Genomic DNA, 24,148 nt, shown 5'->3' with positions numbered 1-24,148 from the left:
TCCTTCGTGGTGGATGGTGTGCGCTCAAGCGGCCTTGCGCTGGGGCGCTGCCTTCTTCGCGGTAGCTTTGGTTGCTGCCTTCTTGGCAGGGGCATTCTTTGCGACCGCCCTCTTGGCTGGCGCCTTGGCGTCGGCCTTTGCGCCGCCTTTCAGGCTGCGCTTGAGCAGTGCAGTCAGGTCGATCACCTCGGCGCCGGATTGAGGTGCCTCTTCCTCTGGCTCCAGCACGGTCTTGCCCTCGCCGGCTTTGGCCTTCTTCTCGACCAGCTTCATGACCTGGATGCGGAACTCGTCCTTGAAGTCCTCGGGCTTCCACGGGCCCGACATTTCTTTCACCAACTGCGCGGCCATCTTGAGTTCGGCCGCGCTCACGTTCTTTTTTCCGGCAGGGGGCAGGTCCAGGGAGTCGAGGGTCTTGACCTCGTCGCCCCAGCGCAGCAGGTTCAGCACCAGTGCGGGCCCCGAAGGCACCAGGGCGGCCAGATGCTGCTTGGTGGCGATGACCACTTTGGCCAGGCCGATTTTGCCGGTGGCGATCAGTGTTTCGCGCAGGAGCGAGTAGACCTTGTCGCTCTTGTTCACCGGCGCGACGAAGTAGGGCCGCTCCAGGAAGATGAAGGGCATCTCGTTGGCGTCGATGAAGCGCTCGATCTCGATGGTCTGGGTGGTCTTGGGAAACACCGCCTCCACCTCGTCGGGGCTGATGATGACGTACTTGCCGTCCTCGTACTCCACGCCTTTGACGATGTTGTCCTTGTCGATCTCCTTGCCCGTGCGCTTGTTCACGCGCTTGTAGCCCACGGGGTCCATGGTGCGCTTGTCCAGCCAGTCGAAATCCACGCCCTCGGACGTGGCGGCCGTGTGCAGGCCCACGGGGATGTGGACCAGGCCGAAGGTGATGGCGCCTTTCCAGAGGGTGCGGCTTCCAGTTGCCATGCTGATGGTTCTCCATGCGCGGGAATCCCGGGTGGCGCAAGTCTGCGGCTTCGTCGGCCTGCACCTTGTAGGCCTTCGCTTACGGGCGCAGTAGGCAAGATGACCTCTCGCAATGGCCAACCAGCTTCTACGCTGTGGCTATGCCTGCGCCACTTCGCTCCATTGCCGTGCATGTCACCGAGCCTGAGACGGGTGCCTTCCAGTGGGCACTGGCCGAATTGTGCGCAGACCACACCTGGACTGAACTGCAAAGCGCGGAGGCCTCATGCTCCACCTACAAGGAAGCCGTGGCCAACGGATTGCTAGCCCTGCAGGCCCTCATCCCCGACCTGGACACGGGCCCGCGCGCTGCATCCGCAGACCAGCATCGGCGATCTGGGCCAAACCGCGGAGCCGGGCGCGTGCGCAGTGAAGAAGACGAAGAGCCGATCCTGGACGATGGCACCAGCCCGTCGCACCAGTCGGTGTTTGGCTTCGGGCTGGCCAACTGAACAGGCCATCAGCCTTGCATTGGAGTTTGTGAATGACCACGGAACCCGCCCCACCCACCCTGACCACCGTGCAGGACGCCCACAAAAACACCCTGAAGCAGGCCAATGCAGCCATCCGGCGGCTCGACTTCGAAGGCTTTCTTGCGCTGTGCACCGAGGACACGGAGTGGACCTTCGTCGGGGACAAGACCCTGCGCGGCAAGGAGGCCGTTCGCCAGTGGATGCCCACGGCGTACCCGGAGCCTCCCGTGTTCGAGGTGCATCACATGGTGGCGGACGACGCGGGATTTCTCACCGCCATCGGCGAAATCACGCTGAAGAACGACTCGGGCCGCCCCGTGCGACATGCCTACTGCGATGTCTGGCGGTTTCGTGATGGCAAGCTGGCGCAATTGCAAGCCTTCGTGATTCCAGTGGGCGAAATCGCCCGCCCCAGCCCTCTCGGCAACGAAGAGGCTGCCGCGCAATGAATTCAAGCGAGCGCTACAAGATGTTGACCCTAAGTCGAACGCTGACTGAGGGGTCGGACCTGGTTTCCCAAAAGAGCAGACTGGCCCGGGGTTGAGGATCTACCCCGCGCCAGCCCTCTGAGGGAGAAGGCCTCTTGTCCGACATATCGAGGACTGGCTCACTCTGATGATGGGGCGATCCAGAGTTCCATAGGTTCCCTCGCCATGCCCCACTCCATCTCCCTCACGGTCAATGACCGCACCCGGGCGCTCGAAGTCGAGTCCTCGGTCACCCTGCTCGACCTACTGCACGACAAGCTGGGTCTCACCGGCGTGAAGAAGGGCTGCGACCACGGCCAATGTGGGGCCTGCACGGTGCTGGTGAATGGCGAGCGCATCAATTCCTGCCTCACCCTGGCAGTGATGCGCAACGGCGCGCGCGTGACCACCGTGGAGGGGCTGGCCAAGGAAGGTGCCCTGCACCCCTTGCAGCATGCCTTCGTGGCGCACGACGCCTTCCAGTGCGGCTATTGCACACCGGGCCAGCTGTGCTCGGCCCAGGGCCTGGTGAACGAGGGGCATGCCCGCACACGCGACGAAGTGCGCGAACTGATGAGCGGCAACCTGTGCCGCTGCGGTGCCTACGTACAGATCCTGGACGCCGTATGCGAGGTCGCACTGCAAGGAAGGGGCCAGCCATGAGCCCCTTCACCTACGAAACGGCGGACAGTACGGCGGCGGCCGTTGCCCACGGAGGCGACGCCGCCTACGTGGCGGGCGGCACCAACCTGCTGGACCTGATGAAGGAGGGCGTGGCCCGTCCCCAGCGATTGGTGGACATCAACGCCCTTCCCCTGGCCGGCATAGCACCCGCGCCCGGCGGCGGGCTGCTGCTGGGTGCGTTGGCACGCAATGCTGCCACCGCCCACCACCCGCTGGTGCGCGATGGCTACCCCCTGCTGGCTGCGGCCATCCTGTCGGGCGCCTCGCCGCAGATCCGCAACATGGCGACCGACGGCGGCAACCTGCTGCAGCGCACGCGCTGCCACTACTTCTATGACACGGGCACGCCCTGCAACAAGCGCGTGCCGGGCAGCGGCTGCTCGGCCATCGGCAACCTGGCGCGCCAGCACGCCATCCTGGGCGCCAGCCCGCACTGCATTGCCACCCACCCGTCGGACATGTGCGTCGCCCTGGCGGCGCTGGAGGCTGTGGTGCACGTGGAATCGCCCGCCGGGCGCCGCCGCATTGCCTTTGCCGACTTCCACCGCCTGCCGGGTGATCGCCCCGATGCCGACAACACGCTGCAGAGCGGCGAGCTGATCACCGAGATCGAGCTGCCGCCCGCGCAGGCGTTTGTAGCGCACAGCGCCTACCTCAAGGTGCGCGAGCGGGCGTCGTACGCGTTCGCCCTGGTGTCGGTGGCCGCCGCGCTGCAATTCGACGCAGACGGCCGCATCGCCCAGGCCCGCATCGCGCTGGGCGGGGTGGCGCACAAACCCTGGCGCCGCACCGAGGCCGAGGCCCTGCTGCACGGCCGCCAGCCAGACCGCACGGCGTTCGCCGCGGCCGCCAGCGCCCTGCTGGCCGGTGCCCAGGCCCAGGGCAGCGGCGCAGGCAGCAATGCCTTCAAGATCCCCATGGCGCAGCGGGCGGTGGTGCGTGCGCTCGAGATGGCCCTGGCGGGCCCCACCAGCCTGCTGCCCGGCAGCACGATGAACGGAGCACCGGCATGACCGCAGCCAACCCCCAGCCCTGGCCCTCCCCGTCCCAACAGCCGATGGCTGAGCCCGGCACGGGCTACGTGCAGATCGGCGACGCCGTGGCGCGCACTGATGGGCGGGCCAAGGTGACCGGGCAGGCCCTGTATGCAGGCGACCATTTCGTGGCCGGCATGCTCTTTGCCGTGGTGGTGAGCAGCACCATCGCGCGCGGGCGCATCGTGCGCTTCGACCTGGACCGCGCCCGGGCCACGCCGCGCGTGCGCGACATCCTCACGCACGAGAACCGGCCCCGCAAGCGGTCCATGGACATCTTCTACAAGGACATGACGGCGCCAGGCGGCTCGCCCTTCAAGCCGCTGCACGGCGATGCGGTGCTGTACAGCGGCCAGCCCATTGCCGTGGTGCTGGCCGAGACCTTCGAGGCTGCGCGCGAGGCCGCCCAGCTGGTGCAGGTGGAATACGAGACAGTGGCGCACGAGACCGAGCTGCTGGCCCACCTGCAGCGCGCGCACGAACCCAAGGGCTTCAAGGCCGGCTATGCGCCGCCCCCCAAGCCCAAGGGCGACGCGGACGCGGCCTTCGCCGCCGCGCCGGTGAAGATCGACGCGCAGTACTACAGCGGCGCCGAGCACCACAACCCGATGGAGATGCACGCGACCACGGTGGTCCGCGGCGAGGACGGCCACCTCACGGTGTACGACAAGACCCAGGGCTCGCAGAACAGCCGCTGGGTCGTCTCACGTGTGTTCGGCCTGGGCAAGGACAAGGTCACCGTGCGCAACCCGTTCGTGGGCGGCGCCTTCGGCTCGGGGCTGCGGCCGCAGTACAACCTGATCCTTGCGGTGATGGCCTCGCTTCATACGGCGTGCTCTGTGCGGCTGGTGCTCACGCGCCAGCAGATGTTCACCTTCGGCCACCGGCCGGAGACGGTGCAGCGCGTGCGGCTGGCGGCCGAGCGCGACGGAATGCTCACCTCCATCATCCACGAGGCGGTGGCCGAGACCTCGCGCCTGGAAGACTATGTCGAAGTGGTGGTCAACTGGTCGGGCCAGCTGTATATGAGCGACAACGTGCGCCTGGACTACAAGCTGGTGGACCTGGACCGCTACAGCCCCATGGACATGCGCGCTCCGGGGGCGGCACACGGCGTGCATGCGCTGGAGGTGGCCATGGACGAACTCTCCTACGCCCTGGGCATGGACCCGCTGGCCCTGCGCCTGAGGAACTATGCGGAGCTCGACCCCGCCACCGACCTGCCCCACTCCACCAAGGAGCTCAAGGCCTGCTACGCCCAGGGGGCCGAGCGCTTTGGCTGGGCCGCGAGGCCGCTGGCACCGCGATCGATGCGCGAAGGCCACGAACTGGTGGGCTGGGGCATGGCCACCGGCGTGTGGGACGCGCTGCAGATGTTCGCCCGCGCCCGCGCCGTGCTGCACCCCGATGGCCGGCTGGAGGTGAGCAGCGCCGCCAGCGACATCGGCACCGGTACCTACACCGTGATGGCCCAGATCGCCGCCGCCGCGCTGGGGCTGCCGCTGGAGAAGGTGACCTTCCGGCTGGGCGACTCGACCCTGCCCGTGGCCCCCATCGAGGGCGGCTCGTCCCACGTGGCCACCGTGGGCTCGGCCGTGCAAGGTGTGTGCGAGAAGCTGCGCAAGGCCTTGTTCAAGATTGCGCGCAAAATCGATGGCTCCCCCTTCGCCAAGGCGCGCCTGGCCGATGTGGAGTTCCACCGCGGAGCCATGCGCCTGAAGGGCGTGGCCGGGGCCCAGCTGCCGCTGGTCGACGTTCTGGCCGCAACGGGCGGCAGCCCGCTCGAAGCCAAGTACCTCATGCTGCCGCACATGCTCAAGCAGCGCAAATACTCGCGCGCCACGCACTCGGCCGTGTTCTGCGAGGTGCGCGTGGACGAGGAGCTGGGCACCGTGCGCGTGACCCGCGTGGTCAGCGCCATCGCGGCCGGCCGCATCATCAACGCCCGCACGGCGCGCAGCCAGATCCTGGGCGGCGTGGTCTGGGGCATCAGCCAGGCGTTGCACGAAGAAGCCCACTCCGACGGCGCCCAGGGCCGCTTCATGAACCATAGTTTCGCCGAGTACCACATCCCCGTGCAGGCCGACGTGCACGACATCGATGTGCTTTTCGTGGACGAGGACGACCGCATCGTGAGCCGCCTTGGCGCCAAGGGCGTGGGCGAGATCGGCATGGTAGGAGTGGCTGCAGCCATCTCCAACGCCATCTTCCACGCCACCGGCCGACGTGTGCGCAGCACTCCCATCACACCTGACAAGGTGATGGGTGTGCTCAGCGTGACTGAACAGGGGTCTCCCATCAATGCAGAGTTTCGAGAAGCGAGCCTTGGCCCTGCTCAAGGTTAGTGAGTGCTTGGGGCAGCACAGTGGCGGCAAGAGTCACCGTTGATGTCACTCGCACACTGGTCCTACAGCAGTCAAGCCACATGGATGAGGTCCAGCAGGTATCCGAGGAAGCACGATCACCGTTTGTCCACGCACTTTCCCCATCCCCTCGTGAGAGAAGGCATGCCTATGAAACCCCCCGCATTGCTCTGGTCTGCGCTCATCGGCGCCGTGGCCAGCGCGCGCTCCATGACGCCCATGGCCACCCTGTCGGCCGCGCGACTGCTGGGCCACTCCACTCCCGGCGCCCTGGCGCTGCTTGACCGCCCGCTGTTCAAGTTCGGCGCGCTTGCCATGGGGGCCGGCGAACTGGCAGGCGACAAGATGAAGTCCGCCCCCGACCGAACCGTCTTGCTGGGACTGCTGGCCCGAGTGGCCAGCGCAGGCATTGCAGGGGCAGCCCTGGCGCCCCGTGGCCGCGAGTCGGCGGGCGCAGCCGCGGCAATTGGCACGGCCGTGCCGCTCGCCTATCTCACGTTGGATGCGCGCAAGCGTGCCATGCGGCAGGTAGGCCAGACCCGCAGTGGCCTGGTGGAAGACGCACTGGTCATTGCCGGGGGCATCGCCATCGTCTCGCTGGCCGTTCGGGGGAGCAAGTCCAGCTCGCGATAGAGGTGGGTTCGTGAAGTGGCGAAACCCTAGTCCGTGCCGACCAAACATGTGACTGGATCGTAGGCAAAGGTCCTACGCGGCAGTGTAAGCGGATGACGCACATTGGGAACTTACCGCCTTCACAAGCATATTTCTTGGAGCCAGACGTGAAACACGATCAACCCTTGAACAGGGATGCGAATACCTCCAAGCCATTTCAGAGCGTGCGTACACCCACGGCGGTGAAGTACGGCGCGACCATCGCATTCATCCTGTTCTTTGCCTTCATCGCCTTCTACTACTTCGGCCCAAAGAGTTCTGCTGATCCGGATGCAGATGCGCGGCCCATAGGGGGTCAGAAGGCGCAAGCACCGCTTGGGCCATCCTCTGCCCCTCTGTCCAGATAGCCGTATCCACGCCCTGCCACCGTATCCGTAGCTGCCGCATCAGTGGTGTTCGGTGGGCTTTGCAGGCTGGCGCATCCAGCAGGAGACAGAAGCTCGTCGCCTTTCACGCGCAATGGGCGGCATCGACAACACCAGCAGCAGCGACGCGAGCGGCACCACGCAGATGAAGCCGATGTGTTGGAAGCCGAGAGCACCCACCAGTCCGCCGAGCAAGAACATGGCGATCAGGCCGGCTACGCGCGTCACCCGCTCCGGGTCACAATGGACCAGGGGGAATTGCTCCCTCCGACGCAATCCCAGGTACGCCCACTTTCCCAGCTCCATGCCCAGATCGGTGATGTTGCCGGTCATGTGGGTGGTACGAATGCTGCCGCGCGAGGTCTTGGAGCCCACTGCGTTCTGCAGCCCCATGATGAAGGACAGCAGCAGCACGGTCATGGGCACCGTAAAGGGGGTGGGCCAGGCGAGCGTCACGGTGCCGGCGATGCCGAAGAACAGCAGGAGCAAGGCCTCCAGAAGCAAGGGCGGCGCATAGATGGCACGCAGCCGGAGCTCTCGCGCCCAGCTGACGAGCACCGCGCATACTGCCGCCCCTGCGGTGAAGGCGCATATCGCGCCCAAGGCACTGAGAAAGAGCGTTCTGCTGCCGGTCACGCCGCTGTCGACCAACTGCGAGGCGAAGCCGGTCATGTGCGAAGTGTAGGCATGGAGCACCAGAAAGCCCCCCGCATTGATGGCCCCGGCGTTGAACGCCAGCAACAGCCCAAAGGCCCGGTTCGTCGAACGGGACCGGTGGCGGTACATGAGAAATCGAATCCGGCGCATCACCACAGTATGCGCCCCGCCCGGCCAGCGCCGATGCCAAAGATCCGGGAGATATTCCGCCAAGTCGGGAAAAAGGATGACAGAACCGAGCCGCCGTCCTACCGACAATGTGGCCGCCCCGCGCTTGGAATCGCGAGCATTGTCACCCTCTTCCGCGGGTGAAGCGCGGCTGTTTGCCAGTCACCAATTTTCAGTGAGACCCTTTCATGATCCGTGTTGGAATCGTTGACGACCATCAAATCATTCGATCTGGTCTGCGCCAGTTTCTATCAGAGCACGTGGATATTCGGGTGGAAGGCGAAGCGGCCAATGGCCGCGAGGCCATCGACCTGGTTCGCACCCACGAAATCGACGTACTGCTTCTGGACTTGTCGATGCCAGGGCAAGGCGGGCTGGATGCAATCGGCATGCTGCGCTCGAAGGCCCCAGACATGGGAATCCTCATCCTGTCAGGCTATCCGGAGGAGCAATACGCGCTCAACCTGATCCGCAAAGGCGCCAGCGGCTATCTGAACAAGGACTGCGATCCGAAGCAGATTGTGGAGGCTGTCCGCGTCATCGCGCTGGGAAAGCGTTTCCTTACGCCAGCTGTTGCCGAGCTCCTCGCCCAGCAACTGAACCGCCCCAGCGACGCGCCTTTGCACGAGCAGCTGTCCGATCGGGAGATGCAGGTCTTCCTCAAGCTTGCAAGGGGTGCCACCGTGAGTGAGATCGGGGACGCGCTCTCGTTGAGCGTCAAAACCGTGAGCACCTACCGGACGCGCTTGATGGAAAAGCTCAACCTCAGCTCAAACAGCGATCTAACTTACTACGCACTCAAACAGAACCTCATCGACTGACGCCGTCTATCGACAAGCCCTCCCAGCCCAGGCGTTCGGCTGTCATTTGAGCCACTTGCGCTGTGGCCGAGGATCAACATCGATATCGACAGCATCGTGCACGGCAGGGACCCCAGTTTTGGGGTCATCCTCAACCACCTGCACAAGTTCAACGTCCTTCACCTCAGAGGAGGTCTGTTGCTCCAAGTCCTCCAGAACGGCTCCGATTTTGCGCTCGGCCTGGTCGATTTGGGCTTTGGGAACGGGTGTTGATTTCTGCATACGGCCAGTCCGGTAGAAGTGTCATACATCGTGAACCCTGCCGAGACGTCCGAGTGTCGTCTTTCGCCTCGACGCATGGCGCGTTGGTGTTCCTTGCTCCACTGCGCAGCGAAGGCCATGGATTTCCTACGTCAGTACCAGCGCCATGCCGACACGCCCTCCCGCGCCGGCTGCGCAGGATAAAAGAAGCCGCTCACCACCGTGGTCAGCGCCCAGACGAGGAAACAACCATGTCTCAAGAGCAATCTCAACCGCCGCAGCGAGATCAGAGCAGCCGCTCAGATCGCAATCAGGCTGCGCATGTGCACCCACGCGCCTTGAACGGAGGGGACCGCGGCGCTGCAGACTCTCCACCCACGACCTCCGAGCAACTGAACTTTGATGACGCCAGCGAGGACCATCCTCGCGGAAACACAAGCCGTACTGGAGGTACCTGGAACACGCCGGACCACAATACGGGCGACCAAGGCGAAATAGGTAAGGCGCCGGGCGCAGGCTTGTCGAACACCAACAGTCCCAGCGACCCGAATTCCAAAAACGCCCAGCCCCCGACCTGAAGGCCCAGCACACTGGAGTCGGCCTGGAACAAGCCTGTAAGCGATTTCGGAATGAGGCCGGACGTTAGCCCGCCCTCCGAGCACGGCACTGCCCACGTGAGTTCCAACCATATCCGGCCGGGCCCCTAGAAAGATTCACAGCTATCGTCAGAACAAGAGGTCTTGGTTGCAGACCGTTTGTTCTTCGATAGTGTCGAGCTGGCCAGACTTAGGCGCTCAGGTGATGGTACCTCGACAACTTGCTTAGCAAGACCGAGCTTGGCGGGCAGGAATTCCGTTGTCGGCGGGACGAGAGAGCCGTCGCAGACGGCCATATTGATTGTCCGTCACGTTTGGACACGCTGACAGCCTCGACAACTGGAGCCAGAAAGGCAACTTGACCCTATATACCAAGAAGGCCCTGGCCAAAGACTAACGACAGTTGCTTGTCGGCTAGAAACTCCAGTGCGCGCTCAGGCGCGCACTGCGCGGCTCCATGGGATGCACGTGGCGTCCCTCGATACCGCCGCCGGTGCAGTCACCTCGCGCCGATTCACCCGCCGTGCAGGACGCGTAGAAGTACTCGATGTCGTTGCCTTTCTTGCCGGCCAGGTTGAAGACATCCAGGCCCAGCGTGAGCTCCTTGCTCACGGTGTAGCGCAGGCCGGCGTTGAGCACGGTGTTGGCGCGCGAACTGCGCTGATCGTCGGCCTGCCCTGCCCGGACGGAAGCACCACCATGACGGTGATGGGCGAAGGCGGCGTTTTCATCGTGGACGCGCGCAACGCGGCCTGCATGAGCGCCAGCGGAGAGCCTTTTGACATGCGCGGCGTTCGCATCCATTACGTCACTGCTGGAGATACCGTTCTTGTCGACGCCACAGGACATCTGTCCGTCGGCCTCTTGCGCGCCAAACCCCCACTCATGCCAAATTCTTCGGCCCCTCCGGTCCGTCGCAACGGGATCCAGGACTACGGCAGCGCCAATTTTTTGCGGATGATGATGGACATGGGGACCACCGGGGCTAGCAGCGCCCAAGGCAGCACGAGATCCCTGAGCGCATCTCTCGAAGCTCAAGACTTCGATTTCCGGGTCAACCGTATCTCCGAGTCCGAGTTCAGGGGCCTTTCTGGTGCAGGGGTGAGCTACGCCAATTTGGCGTTGCAGATCGGGCGCCACCAAGGTTGATGCGTGCATGGCCTCGCTCTGATCGAGGTAGGTTGGGTACACGTGCGCCACGCCGGCGTTTTGAGATGGGCCGCAGGGCCGATGCCAGTGCCGACCTCGGAGGTTGATTGCAAGACCCATTTCTGCTTGATAGGACGCCCCCATCTGCCCGCTTGGAATGCGCGAAGTCGTCGCCGTTCACTATCACGCGACCAGTCGTCGCCTCCGGGTAGCGAGCGCGCAAGTACAGCGGCGAGCACCCCGGGCAAGCCAAACACAAGAGGATGTGTGTCTCAGCCTGCCTGGGCGTGGTCACGGGGCCTGTTGGCCGATCTGTCGCCTCGATGAGGGCTGTGCCGGCCTAGGTGTCAGGCACCTCTCATTCGCGAACAGTGCGTTGCCCAGAGTGGTGGATGGACAGGAGGCCTGAGGCCGGTCGCTTGTCCGGACTGGCTACGACCTGGTCAGAAGCGGTACATATATGCTAGATGTGCCCCGTTGGTGCTCGAGCGGTCCACCAACGGACTGTTCTTGATGCCCTTTCCGTAGTGGGTGGTGTGGATGTCCAAAATCACACTTTGCCGGGGCGCTAACGCGTAACCCACGGTCAGTCCAAGCTCCATGTTGACGCTCGCATCGCCTCGGTAGGTTGGTCGCTGTGGCAATGATTCGGAAGACTTCACGCCGTAGTAGTAATTCACATATTTGCTGTCCGCCCAATGCGCGGCCAAGTGGGGTGTGAAGTCGAAGGCTTGCCATTGGAAGCGACGGTCCACCTCCAGCTTGATCTTTCGCCCTTTGCTCTTGCCCGAGGCATCTTCGAACCATTCTCCAGAGACATTGACCAGGTCATTGCGCCATGTCGCTGCGATGCCCGCCCCCACGCTGGCACTGCGTTTATCCATGCCAGAAAGGTAGGGTGAATCTCCGGCTTTGTAGCCTCCACCCAAAAAACGCGCACGCAACGCAAACGACACGGGCCCGGCCGACGGTAGCTTGACGTCGAGTGAAGGACCAAACACGTTGACCCATTGGTTCTCGAAATAGACGAGCGGCAGTCCCTGCACCTTGTCATTGAAGTTCCGGTATGGCGCTCGGTCCGCCGCCACGCCGACGCCCAGACCCAATTGATAGTCGGCGTTGTTGGCAGCCGAGCCGCTGGATACACCGCTACGCGCAAGGTTGTCCTGCGCCCAAGCTGCAGGCCAGGCTAGCGACCCCAGCGCAAGCGCGACCACGGCAGCACGCAGGTGCCTTGCCGCTGTACTGGTGCTGGGCGCAAACGCTTGCTGTGCGGCCCTCTGCCGCCAGAGCGTGCGGGTGGATTCATGGGCGCGGGCGAAAGGAAATGAGACCATCGTAGAAATTCTCAGGGTTGGAAACATAGGAAAAGAGGAAGTGGCTACCGCGTTTTGCGCATGTCGCGCGACGCCCGCGCTGACTGCACCGCCGCGCGAACGGCGTCGACCACCGCTTCGGGCTTCTCCAGCGGAATGGCGTGTCCGCTGTCCACCCACACCTGGGTGGAGCCGGGGTACAGCGTGGCAAGTTCGACCCGCTTGCGCTGGGCATCCTCCGCCAACGCTGAGGGCCCTGACGCCACGCGCGATGCGCTCAGTACCCACACTGGAATCGATGGGTCGACGGGCATGCGCGAAACCATCTCGCCCGTCGCATCCAGAGCTGCGAGCTCCTCTTTGGCCGCGTCGGAGGTCGTGGCTTTGAACAGTAGGTTCAACCAGGTAGGCCATTGGTCCGGGTTGCCGGCACCTTTGAACTGCTCAGGGTGCGTGGAATCCACCAACACCAGAGCCGCCACCTCCTCCGGGTATTGGCGCGCGTACAGCTGCATGTACAAGCCGCCCAGCGAGTGCCCGACCAGGACATAAGGCGGTGGCAGTTGGCGGGCGTTGAGCAAGGCCCTGAGCTCGTCCACCACCTGTGCCCCGTCGCGCGGCATGGTGGACACGTCGCTACGCCCGTAGCCCGCGCGGTTATAGGCCAAAGAGCGGGTTAGCGCTACGGAGTCGGGCCAGACCTTGGACCACCAGTCCAGCTTGGCTCCCAGCCCGTTCTCGAACACCACCACGGGTGCCCCCTGCCCCGCCAGGACGTATTCGACCGTTCGTCCGTCCAACGTATCGGTGGTGGCGCCGGGCAAGGTCGAGCAACCGCTCAAACAGGCCACGAGCAGAAGGCCGAATCCATGCCATCGCTTCATGGCCTCGTATCCACTGCAGAACAGGTTTGTGGCCCAAATGCCAAAGAAGCGGGGTGCCATTTAGCAACGCCCCGCCGTGCGCAGCAGCGCGTTGCATTCTTTCCCAGCACTGCGCCCTCGTTGCTCTGCTGGCGCTGCCGATGCGGGATTGCCGCTCTTGTTGGCCGGACCGTCTACCACCGCAGTGCAGACAGCATCGGAGTGCGGTGTTTGACCGAAGCTCATGGCCTTCTGAAAGCCCGTCGCCCCGTACAGATAGCACCGGTAACTCGCGCCATCGCGGGTGTTGACGGTGTAGTTGATACGACCGCCAGTTTCCTCCTGGCGTTCGGTGATGGTGAACTGGCCTACCGTGCGCCCAATGGCTTGTGCAGTGCGCTGCTCCAGTCCCGCCTGGTCGAGGGTGGACGCGCAGCCGGTGAGAAGCGTCATGGCCGTTGCGAGGCCAGCGATGGGCGTGAGAGACAGCGGGTATTTGCGATTGTTCATGGTGGAAGTAGCGGTCATCGGAAGAAATACGTCAGTGGAAAAAATCGTGTTTGAAGAGGGCGTTGATGGAAGTCATTGCCGTGGCAGGGCGAAAGTCAGGGTCGCCTTCGGAGATCGATCGGGTGAATGCAGGCCCTTGGCGCATTCGCGGGCATGGCTGCGCCTGCGACCCTAAGGAGCCGCAGGCCTGGACTGCAAGGGCGGGAGAGACTCAGCCCGGCTTGCGGGCGACGATGAAAGCGCGAATGTCCTTGCCGCGCGTGCCATGCCGCTCGGCGCAGACAATCTGCAAGCCCTGCCGGACCATGGCGGACTGGAGCTGTCGTTCGTTAAAGCACAGCACCGGGGGGGCCTTGCCAATGGCGCGCATCAGCAGCACTGCCAGATAGGGAATCAGCGGGTTCATCTCGGCAATACAGGGTGTCTTGGAGATCAGCAACCCTCCTGGGCGCAGCGCCTGCACCAGCGGCACAAGCGCTTCCTCCAGATCACTCAAGAGGTGCAGTACGTTGAGGGCCAACACCGCGTCAAAAGCCTCGTGTCCAAATGCCATTGCCTCGGCATCTGCCACGGCAAAACGCAAGGCTGGCGACGGTTGTGCTGCCAGTCGCTGGTGGGCGATAGCGATCATCTCGGACGACACGTCGGTGGCCAGCAGGCTGCGCGCGAAAGGCGTCACGCGCAGGGCGGTGCTGCCGGTGCCGCACCCTATCTCCAGTACGTCATGCTGGGGGGACAGCAGGCCCTGCACGCGCTGCAAAGTGGCCTCATACCCCGCCAGATCGGCATAGGGGGTCGCAGCGTATTTGGGCGCAAGGCGGTCCCAGAAACGCGCTTTGGCTGCCGCAGCCGTCTGGGTAGTGGCAGGGGGCACGGCACTGGAGAGTGCAGCAATGACGGGAGACGACATAGGGTTCGAAGCGGGTGGAGTGCTGAAGCAGCGAGGCACAGAAGTGCAATAAGCAACACCCAGATGCTATCCATGCATTGACGCGCAGGAAACTGCGATAAATTGCAGTGAACATATACATCTACGTATGGAAGACCTCGACTGGAATCAACTCAAGGCATTTTTTCAAACGGCTCAGACCGGCTCGCTGTCTGCCGCCGCGCGCAAGCTGGGCTTGACCCAGCCCACCTTGAGCCGACAGGTCGCTGCGATTGAGCAGCGCATGGGGGTGACCCTTTTCGAGCGCGTGGGCAAGGCGATGGTGCTCACACCCACCGGCCAGGACCTGCTGGAGCACGCTCGTGCCATGGGCGCTGCCGCAGAGGCCCTGGGTCTGGCAGCCAGCGGGCGCTCGCAGGCCGTTGGCGGCGTGGTGTCGGTGTCAGCCAGTGACGCGGTGGCCGCTTACCTGCTGCCGCCCATCCTGCGGCGCTTGCAGGCACAGGAGCAAGGCATTGCTGTCGAAGTGATCCCTTCTGATGCCCTGAGCGACCTGCCGCGCCGCGAAGCCGACATTGCCATCCGCCACATAAAGCCCTAGCAACCTGAGCTGATCGCCCGTCTTCTGCGCGAGGCAACGGCCTACTTTTACGCGTCTGAAACATGGGTCCAGATTCACGGGCATCCACGAACGGCTGAAGACGCGGTGAACGCGGCGTTTGTGGGTTCAGATCGCAACGGCCGGTATCTTGCTTACCTGAGCCAACTCGGCTTGAGCTTGAGCGAAAAAAACTTCACCGTTGCGTGGTTGTCTTCGCGCAGCAGATGATAAACGTGGAGGCGGCTATGGCTGCCGGGTACTCGCCTGCGCGCAAGGTGCCAAGCGGAGCGAGGCGGGGCGTTGTGATGGCGCTACTTGGTTTCTGATGACCACGGGAAATTAATATAGTGTTCGCGCGTATCGAAACATATATTGCCGTACATCCTCAAATAATCCGCACGTCGGGAAAGATCGGCATACACCGCCCCTGGATTGGCCGTGTCACGCTCATAGTCTGCGATATTGCTGCTGGTGAGCGCCTTTGGCAGAACATCCATTGCCTGCGGGATCGATTTTCCGTCCAGCCAGTCTGCGGCCTGCTGGCCCATCGCATAGCCGAATATGGACGAAGCAAGGCTGATACTCGCCTTGTATGGGCTGTCGCCTTTTTTGATTTCGACGACCGCTTGCTGCTCGCCGTCGATACCGCCCAGAAACTGGTCCGCCCGCGCCTTGCCCGCTTCCCGCAACGCTGCCAGCGCTCCCAGCACAACCGTGTCCGCGCCAAGCACCACGTCTATGTTCGAGTGCGCTAGCAGGATCGTCTTCATCGTGCGATATCCACCCTCTTTGTCGACCGTGGCAGGCGAGATGTCGGCCACGATGGTCACCCCCGGCAGTGCCCGAAGGGTATCGCGCATCGCGGTGAAACGCGGCGCCAGAAATTGCAGACTGTCATGGGTCAGGAGCACAACCTTGGCCTTTCCGCCGAGCCGCGTGCGGATGTAGTTTGCCGCGGAATCCGCCAACACCTTGCCGGTCAGATATTGCGGCGCGTTCAGCACCGTCGTCGCTGGCGGCGCCACGACGGCACCCACATAGGCGCCGGCGCCGATCACCTTCTTGAGTGCCGGGGCCAGCGATGGCGGATCGATCGGCGCAACCACAATCGCGCCCGTTTTATCGGTCGCGACTGCGCCCACCTGCTTGATCATCAACTCGGGATCATTGTTCGCAAAGGAAACGCTGTAGTCGAGGCTCCGCGCCCGCGCGGCCGCTTCCAGTCCGCGCCCCACGCCCTGCATGAACTCTCGTCTGTTGTCCAGAACAAAGACCAGCTTTTTCTGAAGTCCGACGGGCGCTCTGCAAGAAGGCCGTGCGGCGTCGTAGGCCGGCAATTTGACTGGCTTGGTCAGCCCATCGCCGCCAGTGGCAAACGAAGCGCCGCTGAGACACGCAAGCGAAACAACCGCAACCACACGAAATTTCATCGCAAATCCCATCACGCAGTCGTCAGCACCAGCCGCGCTGCCGTGCCCGGCATGCGGTTGATATATTCCACATGGGTCTTCAACGACGACGCCATCGTTTGAATGATCTTGCTACCCATCCCCGTGCCCCCAGGCGTGACGTTCGGCGCAATTCCCACGCCGTCATCCTCGACCGTCAATTCGGCTTTGCCGCCGTCCAATCGCTTGAGCCGCACCCGAACCTCACCGGGCTCGTCGGCAGGGTAAGCATATTTGAAGGCGTTGGTGACCAGTTCCTGTACGGCCACGCCCAAGCTGACGCTGGCGTCAGTGCCCAGCGAAATCGGCTCCAGATAGCATTTCAGGATGGCGGTATGGCCGTCCTTCTTCATCGCCGTTTCCAGATTTTTCAGCATGGCGCCCAGATAGTCGTTCAGCGGAACATTGGCCACGTCGCCGGATGTATAGAGACTTTTATGGATCAGCGAGATGGCATTGATCCGCGATTGCGTTTCACGCAAGGCTTCCTTGGCCGCCGTATCGGTGACGGACCGCATTTGCATCGCCACCAGTGCGCCCACCAACTGAAGACTGTTGGCGACGCGGTGATTGACCTCGGTCAGAAGAACCTCTGCGCGTTCCCGCGCCAGGGCCAGGTCGGCGGTGCGGGTTTTCACCCGCTCTTCCAGGGTGAGATTGGCTGCCTGCACTTCGTCGCGCGCTTGCTTCAACTCCTGTCGATTGCGGTAGACGGTATTGGCCACGACCAGCACGACCAGGATGATCACCACGGCAGCGCCCGCCGAGATCCACCGCAGCATCAACGCATTGCGTTGCTGTTCCGCGCTGCTTTGCGAGTTGTTCTCGTCGGCGATCAAGATCGCGCCATAAAGATAGACGTTGATTTCATCCATCAGCGTTTTGCCGCGATTCCTCTGCAGCAACGCCATGGCCTCGGCATCGCGGCCGGCGCTTTTCAGCGCAATACTGGAGTCCATGTCGGCGATTTTTTCGCCCACCGCCTCCGACAACCTGGGCAGCATGGCCCGATTGGGGGCATCGGGCGCGATCATCCTGCTCAAATCGTCCAGCTCCTGCCTCGCCCGCGTCTTGGCAGTGTCGTAAGGGGCCAGATAAATCTGATTGCCGGTCAGCAGAAATCCCCGTTGGCTCGATTCTGCGGTGCGCAGATGGTCGCGCAGCTCCACGGCGGCGATGCGGATCGTGCGCTGGATCGCGGATTGCTCAATCAGGCGGTTACCCAGCTCCACCAGCCAGATCGTGGTGCCAACGATCACGATCAGCGCCAGAAAGCCGATCGTGAGGCCCGCGCCAACACCCAATGCCAACCGGCTTCGTCCGAACATCAATCAACTTTCAAAGAGTTGGGTGGACTCGAATGAGCGTAGATCTGCGCTCTTTGTCCATTGTAAAAACATGTCGGTCACTAGCGTGGAAACGTCAATGGTACTGCTGCGCTGCATGATGCTCGACTTTGGGAGGGCCCGATGCAGAAACGCAGGGACCGCGTGCCTGCATAGCCGCCTGGTCGCATGGCTGATCTGACCCCTCGAATTCCCGATCACGTCCCATTCGTCGTGATGCGCCTGGTCGTTTACCGGGGACCATTGCCGCCTGCACTCCACGGCATGCCTTCCCTGCCGACATCAACACCGTGCAGCTTCACGGCCCTTCGGCTCTTTCCCCGGGCGGAGGGAGAATTCAATCACCATCGCATCCAGCTTGGACGCCGTACCTCATGAGCAATCGTGGCGAAACCGGATTTGCAGGTCGAAGTGGAAGTAGAACACCCGCCTGCCCAGTACGCGGCAACTATGGGTGTCGTTCAAGCGGCTTCCGGCTCAAGAGTGCACTTCCCACTGGGTCGCCAAATCCTGCAGGTGCTCCAGAAATGCGCTCGCAACCGGCGACAAGCGCTTGCCCTTGAGCCACAGAACCGACCACGATGAAGGCACCGGAAATCGATCCGCCTTCAGCACTGCCAGTCCCTCGGTGGACGGTAGACCAGCCAGCGCGTGACGGGATACCAGGCCCAGACCCATGCCCGAGGCGACCGCTTGCTTGACCGCCTCGTTGCTGCCGAGCTCCAACCGCACACGAGGGTGCAGTCCCAGGTGCTCGAAGTGGGCGTCGCCGGCAAGCCGGGTGCCAGACCCTCGTTCGCGCAGGATGAAAGGCTCTTGCTGGAGACGTGTGGGGCGGACCCTTGCTGCCCTCGCCAGTGGATGGTCCAAGGCGGAGATCGGCACCAGTGGGTTGTCCAGCAGCGCGAGCCGCTCATGCGGGATGTCCGCCGGAGGCATGGAGAGGATGTAGAGGTCGTCCTGATTGGAACGCATGCGCTGCACAACGCCGTCGCGGTTCAAGACCTGCAGTTCAATGTCGACGTCGGGGTGATTGGCACAAAAGCGGCCCAGCATTCGCGGTATGAAGTACTTCGCAGTGCTAGCCAGCGCCACGCGCAGACGCCCCTGCCGCAGGCCCTTGAGGCCAGCGATGCGCTGTTCCAGCGTTTCCCATTCAGCCACCATGGCACGGGCGGTTTCTGCGACGGCTTCACCTGCAGGGGTGAGATAGAGCGCGCGGCCTATCTGCTCGTACAAGGGCAATCCGACGGCATCAGCCAACTCCCTGATCTGCATGGAGACGGTGGGTTGGGTCACATGGCACGCACGAGCTGCACCCGTTATGGACCCCGTGTCGGCCAGCGCAACCAGAAGGCGCAGTTGACGAAAAGTGGCATGCATAGTGATCCATCTATATATCGCATCGAAACTATCGATTTTCCTCGATTGCGGGTTGTCCCTACCATCCGCAGCCATGAACATTCTTCTTGATCCAGCAATCCTGTTTTTTATCCTCGGAGTCAGCGCAGGACTGTTGCGCTCCAATCTTGAGGTGCCGCCCCCTCTATCTCGATTTCTCTCGCTCTACCTCTTGATGGCCCTGGGGCTGAAGGGCGGTTTTGCGTTGAGTCAGACCGGTTTGAATGCGACAGTAGTTGCTGCGCTGGGATGCGCAGTGCTCCTGGCCATCGTGATCCCGCTGTTGGACTGGCAGTTTCTGAAGCGCGCGCTGCCGCCAATGGATGCCATAGGCGTCGCTGCCACTTATGGCAGCGTCAGCGCGGTGACCTTCGTGACGGCGGCTCACATTCTTGACTCCCAGGGCAGTCCGGGAGGTGGCTACATGGCAGCGGCAATGGCGCTCATGGAGTCGCCCGCGATCGTGTTGGCTTTGGTCAGCGCGCAGTGGGCCCGTAGCCGGGCCTTATCCACCGATGGTTCGGGTGCTGCGACGCTGGCTTTGGCAGGAGTCGCTCGCCCGTCCACCCCAGGGGTGTTGCGCGAAGCACTTACCGATGGTGGTACGGTTCTTCTGGTGGGGGCATTGCTGGTCGGTTTGGTATCGGGCCCCGCCGGCGCCAAGGCAATGCAGCCGTTCACAGGCGATTTGTTCAAGGGCTTGCTAGCCTTCTTCCTGCTGGACATGGGCTTGCTGACGGCGCGCCAGATGGCGGGTCTGCGCTCGCTGCCGACATCTCTCTTCGCCTATGCGCTTCTTGCGCCCGTTGTGCACGCGATGCTTGCCCTGGGACTGGCGCGCGTGGCGGGCCTGGGGACGCAGGATGCAACACTGCTCGCAGTGCTTGCCGCCAGTGCCTCCTACATTGCCGTGCCTGCAGTTCTTCGACATGCGGTACCCGAAGCGAGGCCTGCGGTCTACATCGGGCTATCGCTGGGCGTCACTTTTCCGTTCAATTTGCTCGTGGGCATTCCGCTGTACCAGTGGTTGGCAGGGATTGTGATTCGAGCTTGAGCTCTCTTATCGGGGTTCGACGGTCCCACACTCTCTCTGTGGTAGCTTACATGTGCGAACGCTGAAAGGAGTAGCTCGAGATATGCGATCCAATGCGGCCAGTTTCTGTCTGCCTCCCTATTCGGGTTAGCAGGCTGTTGAAATTCACTACTTGCCACCGAACGGCCCCGCTGTAAGTTGCAGGCGCTCAGCAAACGGATTGTTTGACCAACCCTTGATACCGCTTCGCGGTGGGCATCGACCGCTTTTCACCCCCTATTTGCTCGCCTGCGCTCCCATCGCCCTGAGTATTCGCGCCATCCGCACAATGCTGCTGGCCGTCATGGTCAGCTTGAAGTACTGGTCCACCCGCTCAATACCTCGGTAGGCCGTCTCGTGCGTGAGTCACCCACCGAGTCAGTATGCTCTCCCAGCACCGCGCGACCATTGGAATCCGCATCCCAATGCTCGTTTCTTCATTTGGGCGGGCCTGGCTATCCTGGTGTGCTGAAGAGGAGCGCGAGGCTACGCTGGTGCTCCTGGGTGAACGTTCGGATGCCATTGGCGAGATGGCCAGGGATGCGCCGCTCATCAAACGGATCGTTCGCGACACTCGGCGCCGTGGCTATGCAGTCAATAGAGGGGAATGGGCGTCGGAAGCCAGTGTGACCGCCGTTGGCCTGCCCATCCGCATTGGCGAGCATGCGATTGGAGCGATCAATCTCGTTATGCAGGGGAACGCCGTCTCTGAGCGAGAGATTGCCACCAGGTATGTACCGCTGTTACGCTCCCTGGCAGATGAGATATCCCAAGGTGTCGGAAATTCCCCCCGAGGCTGACCATTGATCGAAATCAAGGGTAAACCCGCAATCCTGACGCATCTAGGCTCACCACCATAGTGCAAATTCTAAACCTCTGAGATCAACCTAGGCGAGGTGGAAGACGAAAGCGGTGACCCGGTAGGGAAGCCGCCCAGGCTGTGACCGGCGCTGTTGTCAGCGTCACCAGCGACTGAGCACCTACCATCGCATCCATGTTGCTCACCCTCCACCTCATCAAGATCGCGTCCGGCGACTATCGGGCCCATGTGATGGAAGGCGCACAGCACCTGGGCAACTATGAGGCGACGAGCATCGTCGAGGCCATCCGCCTAGCCGCCGAGAACCCACTTCCCGACCTAACGGGCTTTCACATCTGGTATGAGCACGTCTCGATTGGCAGCGTGCCAGCAGGTGACATGCGGCGCGATACCGAGGCGTTGGCCCGACGGCTGGTCGAGCTGCATGCCCTCTTCAGCAACTCCCAATCGAAAGGATTCCTATGAACGACAGACATGCTGGCGCCTCCAGCGGGCAAGTCGAGCTGGACGGGTTCATCGGCGATTGGACCGTGAAGGACGGGCGATTGAAGCTCACCTGCCTCACTGCGGGAGCGCCGCCCAAGGAAGCCCAGGTGGACGAGGATCCTGAGGCATTGGCAAAGCTGCTGCTGCGGAAGCTGTTGGACGAGTGGAACCGCACCCGGCCGTAGAAACGAACGCGCCCTGCTCGGTCCGATCGGGAGCCTTCAGGGGCCCCTACACCGGCTTGGCAAGCGACGTCGTGTGCACCCGCTGGGCAGGATCAATCACCTCGGCCGGCCCAATCCCGTCGTAGACCACGGCCTTCGACACCGCCACCCGCACCTGCGTGCGATCCCCCTGGTGCTCGACTTCGTAGTGCGTATTGGGGAACGGCAGCGCAATCTCGTCCGGCGGCCCGCCATACCAGACCGGTACCAGAAGGATTGCGGGCGAAGGAAGCAGGTCGGTCATTGGACGATTTTAGAGGCGCCTCCTCTGCCTCAAGTTCGCAGAAATTTTTCCTTTGCTGCCGAACATTTGATCCTCCCGCGCCGGCCCTGATTCCCCCGCTATCGTTTTCAGTGCGAACCGCGCGCAATGGCCTTCAACTGCCCTCGGCGACCTCTTTTCTGTCAGTAGGGCTGTCCGTATACTGTATTTAATTACAGTATTTCGATATGCCAGCCGCCGTCCGCTCCTTCGATACCCAGCACCTTCCCCTCAGCGTGCGGGAGTCCGTCTGGACGGGTGACGACCTGGCCCACCAGAACCATCCCACGATCCCGACCGGCTTCGACAGCCTGGATGCCTCGCTCCCCGGGGGCGGCTGGCCAACTCGCTCCCTGACGGAAGTCCTGTCGCCTCAGGCGCCCCTGTGCGAATGGAGCCTGCTGGGCGGCTGCATTCCATCCCTGATGGAGGGGGACGGCCAGATCCTGCTGGTCTCGCCCCCGCTGCCCCCGCATGCCGGAGGCCTGGCCCAGCGCGGCGTGCACCCGGACCGCCTGGTGTGGATTCGCGCCAAGGCGCCCGCAGATCGGCTCTGGATCACCGAGCAGTTGGTCAAGTCCAACCCCCGTGGCGCTGTGCTGGCCTGGCTGCCCCAGGCGCGTGCGGACCAAGTCCGCCGCCTGCAGGTGCACGCGCAGTCCTGCCAGTCCCCGGTGTTCCTGTTCCGGCCAATCGGTGCGCAGCGGGAGGCTTCGCCTGCACCACTGCGCCTGCTGGCCTCCCTGGGCTCCGGCTGGAACATCCACGTGCAGATCCTTAAGCGCCGCGGCACGCCGTGCCCGGACGCCCTGGAGCTGGAGGCCATCCCTCCGCAGCTGCGCAAGGTGCTGCCGCCGCGCCTGCTGCGCTCCACATCGTTTTCTCTTTCGCGCGAGGAGGCCCCCGATGCTCGGGATCTGGGCCGCACTGCGACCATCCAGCACCCACAGCGCGTCCTGCATCCCCATTGACCTGCCGTCCCTCGCCGTGTGGGCGCTGCAGTTTTCACCGCGGGTGGCAGTGCTGGAGGAGGCTGTGCTGGTCGAAGTGGGGGCGAGCGCGCGCCTGTTCGGGGGGCAGGAGCAACTGCGCCAGCGGGTCGAAGAGGAAGGCACGGCTTTGGGCGTGGAGTGCATCGCCTGGGCGCCCACGGGCGCGGCTGCGCTGGCCCTGGTGCGCGCGGGTGTGTGCGACGGCTTTGCAGGCCCGCTGTCCTCCATCCTGGACAAGCTCCCGCTGGAGACCATCACGGCCGTAGCCTCCCACCTGGGCACGCTGCAGCGCCTGGGCTGCAGGAGCCTTGGCGATGTGCGCAAGCTGCCGCGCGGCGGCCTGAGCCGGCGTTTCGACAAGGACCTACTGACCCGGCTGGACCAGGCCTATGGCCTGCGGCCCGAGGCCTACGAGTGGGTGCTACTGCCGGAGACCTTCAGCGCAAGGCTGGAATTCCAGTTCCGCGTAGAGCATGCCCCTGCGCTGATGTTCGGGGCCCGCCGGTTGCTGATGCAGATGTCCAGCTGGCTGGCGGCCCGGCACATGGGCGTGACCTCGTTCACCCTGCGCTGGTGGCACGACGTCATGCGGGCCAAGACGGCCGGCACGGGCGGCGAGCTGACCGTGGGCACGGCCGAGCCCACCCAGTCGGTGGACCACCTGAGCCGCCTGTTGAACGAACACCTGGCCAAGGTCGAGCTGCAGGCTCCTGCGGGCGATATCGAACTCGTTGCCGTCCGCACCATCCCGATCCAGCAGGAGAGCAAGTCACTGCTGCCCGAGACCATTCGCCAGGGCGAAGCGACCTGGCTGGTGCTGGAGCGCGTGCAGGCGCGCATCGGCAAGGCCGAGGTGGTGCGTCCATTGCTGGCCGAGGACCACCGGCCCGAATGGATGCAGCGCTGGCCCGGCGCAGAAGAGGCAAGGCCACGCGCCGCCCCGGGCCCGTGCCAGCTGCCGGTGCCGGACTGGATCTTCGAGGAGCCACTGCGCCTGGCCGAGCGCGACCACCGCCCTATCTACCAGGGCCCCCTGGTGATGCTGCTGGGTCCCGACCGCGTCGAGGGCGGTTGGTGGCACCGCGTGGGCGAAGGTGCGGATGCGCAGCAGACCAATGTGCAGCGCGACTACTGGGTGGCCCAGAGCCAGCATGCGGGCCGGCTGTGGATCTACCAGCAGCGCCTGGCCAACGACGAGACCGGCTGGTTCCTGCACGGGCGCTACGCCTGAGCGACCTACACCCTACCCGCACC

The 24,148-nt window shown here is 63.5% G+C and carries 28 protein-coding genes and 1 pseudogene; 16 read left to right on the top strand and 13 right to left on the bottom strand.

The window, feature by feature from the left end:
* Positions 1–24: 24 nt before the first annotated feature.
* The gene (ku, locus tag AC3WOH_RS23120) at positions 25–936 is read right to left on the bottom strand and encodes a non-homologous end joining protein Ku (RefSeq protein ID WP_492231665.1); all 912 of its coding nucleotides are present in this window, start codon (positions 934–936) and stop codon (positions 25–27) included.
* A gap of 140 nt (positions 937–1,076) precedes the next feature.
* Here ku and AC3WOH_RS23115 point away from each other — a divergent pair, with 140 nt between their 5' ends.
* From AC3WOH_RS23115 to AC3WOH_RS23085, 7 genes are all read left to right on the top strand, one after another.
* On the top strand, positions 1,077–1,427 hold the full coding sequence (locus tag AC3WOH_RS23115) for a hypothetical protein (RefSeq protein ID WP_492231664.1): 351 nt from the start codon (positions 1,077–1,079) through the stop codon (positions 1,425–1,427).
* A 68-nt stretch (positions 1,428–1,495) separates the two neighbouring features.
* Positions 1,496–1,897: a nuclear transport factor 2 family protein gene (locus AC3WOH_RS23110; RefSeq protein WP_492231663.1), complete on the top strand. Its 402-nt coding sequence runs from the start codon at positions 1,496–1,498 to the stop codon at positions 1,895–1,897.
* A 204-nt stretch (positions 1,898–2,101) separates the two neighbouring features.
* Positions 2,102–2,578: a (2Fe-2S)-binding protein gene (locus AC3WOH_RS23105; RefSeq protein ID WP_184856240.1), complete on the top strand. Its 477-nt coding sequence runs from the start codon at positions 2,102–2,104 to the stop codon at positions 2,576–2,578.
* A complete protein-coding gene (locus tag AC3WOH_RS23100; protein ID WP_492231662.1) occupies positions 2,575–3,612 on the top strand; it encodes an FAD binding domain-containing protein in 1,038 nt (345 codons plus the stop codon). The genes AC3WOH_RS23105 and AC3WOH_RS23100 overlap by 4 nt, the downstream gene beginning before the upstream one ends.
* A complete protein-coding gene (locus tag AC3WOH_RS23095; RefSeq protein WP_492231661.1) occupies positions 3,609–5,978 on the top strand; it encodes a xanthine dehydrogenase family protein molybdopterin-binding subunit in 2,370 nt (789 codons plus the stop codon). Before AC3WOH_RS23100 ends, AC3WOH_RS23095 begins: the two co-directional genes overlap by 4 nt.
* Positions 5,979–6,140: 162 nt before the next feature.
* Positions 6,141–6,629 carry a hypothetical protein gene (locus AC3WOH_RS23090; RefSeq protein WP_492231660.1) on the top strand — a complete coding sequence of 163 codons (489 nt, stop codon included), beginning with the start codon at positions 6,141–6,143 and terminating at the stop codon, positions 6,627–6,629.
* Between the two features lie 146 nt (positions 6,630–6,775).
* Entirely contained in the window at positions 6,776–7,015 is a 240-nt protein-coding gene (locus AC3WOH_RS23085; RefSeq protein WP_492231659.1) for a hypothetical protein, read from the top strand.
* 39 nt (positions 7,016–7,054) lie between these two features.
* Here the strand turns inward: AC3WOH_RS23085 and AC3WOH_RS23080 are convergent, their stop codons facing one another.
* Positions 7,055–7,840 carry a YoaK family protein gene (locus tag AC3WOH_RS23080; protein ID WP_492231730.1) on the bottom strand — a complete coding sequence of 262 codons (786 nt, stop codon included), beginning with the start codon at positions 7,838–7,840 and terminating at the stop codon, positions 7,055–7,057.
* Between the two features lie 206 nt (positions 7,841–8,046).
* Between AC3WOH_RS23080 and AC3WOH_RS23075 the strand changes: the two genes are divergently transcribed.
* On the top strand, positions 8,047–8,679 hold the full coding sequence (locus AC3WOH_RS23075; RefSeq protein ID WP_492231658.1) for a response regulator: 633 nt from the start codon (positions 8,047–8,049) through the stop codon (positions 8,677–8,679).
* Positions 8,680–8,721: 42 nt separating this feature from the next.
* Here the strand turns inward: AC3WOH_RS23075 and AC3WOH_RS23070 are convergent, their stop codons facing one another.
* Both AC3WOH_RS23070 and AC3WOH_RS23065 read right to left on the bottom strand, forming a co-directional pair.
* Positions 8,722–8,940, bottom strand: a complete 219-nt coding sequence (locus AC3WOH_RS23070; protein ID WP_492231657.1) for a hypothetical protein — start codon at positions 8,938–8,940, stop codon at positions 8,722–8,724.
* A gap of 989 nt (positions 8,941–9,929) precedes the next feature.
* Entirely contained in the window at positions 9,930–10,154 is a 225-nt protein-coding gene (locus tag AC3WOH_RS23065; protein ID WP_492231656.1) for a hypothetical protein, read from the bottom strand.
* A gap of 60 nt (positions 10,155–10,214) precedes the next feature.
* Between AC3WOH_RS23065 and AC3WOH_RS23060 the strand changes: the two genes are divergently transcribed.
* On the top strand, positions 10,215–10,664 hold the full coding sequence (locus tag AC3WOH_RS23060; protein ID WP_492231655.1) for a hypothetical protein: 450 nt from the start codon (positions 10,215–10,217) through the stop codon (positions 10,662–10,664).
* A 443-nt stretch (positions 10,665–11,107) separates the two neighbouring features.
* Here AC3WOH_RS23060 and AC3WOH_RS23055 read toward each other — a convergent pair whose 3' ends face one another.
* From AC3WOH_RS23055 to AC3WOH_RS23040, 4 genes are all read right to left on the bottom strand, one after another.
* Complete coding sequence (locus AC3WOH_RS23055) at positions 11,108–12,028, bottom strand: MipA/OmpV family protein (protein WP_492231654.1); 921 nt, start codon at positions 12,026–12,028, stop codon at positions 11,108–11,110.
* 17 nt (positions 12,029–12,045) lie between these two features.
* Positions 12,046–12,864: an alpha/beta fold hydrolase gene (locus AC3WOH_RS23050; protein ID WP_492231653.1), complete on the bottom strand. Its 819-nt coding sequence runs from the start codon at positions 12,862–12,864 to the stop codon at positions 12,046–12,048.
* Positions 12,865–12,924: 60 nt separating this feature from the next.
* Complete coding sequence (locus tag AC3WOH_RS23045; RefSeq protein ID WP_492231652.1) at positions 12,925–13,353, bottom strand: hypothetical protein; 429 nt, start codon at positions 13,351–13,353, stop codon at positions 12,925–12,927.
* 211 nt (positions 13,354–13,564) lie between these two features.
* Positions 13,565–14,263 (bottom strand): class I SAM-dependent methyltransferase, encoded by a 699-nt coding sequence (locus AC3WOH_RS23040; RefSeq protein ID WP_492231651.1) that lies wholly within the window; start codon positions 14,261–14,263, stop codon positions 13,565–13,567.
* A gap of 127 nt (positions 14,264–14,390) precedes the next feature.
* On the opposite strand from AC3WOH_RS23040, the gene AC3WOH_RS23035 reads away from it, so the two are divergent.
* Positions 14,391–14,843, top strand: a complete 453-nt coding sequence (locus AC3WOH_RS23035) for a LysR family transcriptional regulator (RefSeq protein ID WP_492231650.1) — start codon at positions 14,391–14,393, stop codon at positions 14,841–14,843.
* Between the two features lie 311 nt (positions 14,844–15,154).
* On the opposite strand, the gene AC3WOH_RS23030 is transcribed toward AC3WOH_RS23035, so the two are convergent.
* The 3 genes from AC3WOH_RS23030 to AC3WOH_RS23020 all read right to left on the bottom strand — a co-directional run bounded on the left by AC3WOH_RS23030 (position 15,155) and on the right by AC3WOH_RS23020 (position 19,101).
* Positions 15,155–16,273: a sugar ABC transporter substrate-binding protein gene (locus AC3WOH_RS23030; protein ID WP_492231649.1), complete on the bottom strand. Its 1,119-nt coding sequence runs from the start codon at positions 16,271–16,273 to the stop codon at positions 15,155–15,157.
* Positions 16,274–16,284: 11 nt separating this feature from the next.
* Positions 16,285–17,619 (bottom strand): sensor histidine kinase, encoded by a 1,335-nt coding sequence (locus AC3WOH_RS23025; protein WP_492231648.1) that lies wholly within the window; start codon positions 17,617–17,619, stop codon positions 16,285–16,287.
* A gap of 495 nt (positions 17,620–18,114) precedes the next feature.
* The gene (locus tag AC3WOH_RS23020) at positions 18,115–19,101 is read right to left on the bottom strand and encodes a LysR family transcriptional regulator (RefSeq protein ID WP_492231647.1); all 987 of its coding nucleotides are present in this window, start codon (positions 19,099–19,101) and stop codon (positions 18,115–18,117) included.
* On the opposite strand from AC3WOH_RS23020, the gene AC3WOH_RS23015 reads away from it, so the two are divergent.
* On the top strand, positions 19,094–20,092 hold the full coding sequence (locus tag AC3WOH_RS23015; protein WP_492231646.1) for a sodium-dependent bicarbonate transport family permease: 999 nt from the start codon (positions 19,094–19,096) through the stop codon (positions 20,090–20,092). The genes AC3WOH_RS23020 and AC3WOH_RS23015 overlap by 8 nt on opposite strands.
* A 255-nt stretch (positions 20,093–20,347) precedes the next feature.
* On the opposite strand, the pseudogene AC3WOH_RS23010 reads toward AC3WOH_RS23015, so the two are convergent.
* A pseudogene (locus tag AC3WOH_RS23010) lies at positions 20,348–20,467 on the bottom strand (IS5/IS1182 family transposase); the annotation flags it as partial.
* Between the two features lie 26 nt (positions 20,468–20,493).
* Between AC3WOH_RS23010 and AC3WOH_RS23005 the strand changes: the two are divergent.
* The 3 genes from AC3WOH_RS23005 (at position 20,494) to AC3WOH_RS22995 (ending at position 21,601) form a co-directional block, all read left to right on the top strand.
* Positions 20,494–20,910, top strand: coding sequence for an IclR family transcriptional regulator domain-containing protein (locus tag AC3WOH_RS23005; RefSeq protein ID WP_492231645.1), 417 nt, complete (start codon positions 20,494–20,496; stop codon positions 20,908–20,910).
* Positions 20,911–21,104: 194 nt separating this feature from the next.
* The gene (locus AC3WOH_RS23000; protein ID WP_492231644.1) at positions 21,105–21,395 is read left to right on the top strand and encodes a hypothetical protein; all 291 of its coding nucleotides are present in this window, start codon (positions 21,105–21,107) and stop codon (positions 21,393–21,395) included.
* Positions 21,392–21,601, top strand: a complete 210-nt coding sequence (locus AC3WOH_RS22995; protein ID WP_492231643.1) for a hypothetical protein — start codon at positions 21,392–21,394, stop codon at positions 21,599–21,601. The genes AC3WOH_RS23000 and AC3WOH_RS22995 overlap by 4 nt, the downstream gene beginning before the upstream one ends.
* 46 nt (positions 21,602–21,647) lie before the next feature.
* Here AC3WOH_RS22995 and AC3WOH_RS22990 read toward each other — a convergent pair whose 3' ends face one another.
* Positions 21,648–21,884, bottom strand: coding sequence for a hypothetical protein (locus tag AC3WOH_RS22990; RefSeq protein ID WP_492231642.1), 237 nt, complete (start codon positions 21,882–21,884; stop codon positions 21,648–21,650).
* A 206-nt stretch (positions 21,885–22,090) separates the two neighbouring features.
* Here AC3WOH_RS22990 and imuA point away from each other — a divergent pair, with 206 nt between their 5' ends.
* Together imuA and AC3WOH_RS22980 are read left to right on the top strand one after the other, a co-directional pair.
* Positions 22,091–22,873 (top strand): translesion DNA synthesis-associated protein ImuA, encoded by a 783-nt coding sequence (gene imuA, locus AC3WOH_RS22985; protein WP_492231641.1) that lies wholly within the window; start codon positions 22,091–22,093, stop codon positions 22,871–22,873.
* Positions 22,809–24,125: a Y-family DNA polymerase gene (locus tag AC3WOH_RS22980; RefSeq protein WP_492231640.1), complete on the top strand. Its 1,317-nt coding sequence runs from the start codon at positions 22,809–22,811 to the stop codon at positions 24,123–24,125. Before imuA ends, AC3WOH_RS22980 begins: the two co-directional genes overlap by 65 nt.
* Positions 24,126–24,148: the final 23 nt, after the last annotated feature.

The sequence above is a fragment of the Acidovorax sp. FW305-C-20-28 genome, assembly GCF_058783375.1.
This window is presented reverse-complemented; position numbering and strand designations above follow the sequence as displayed.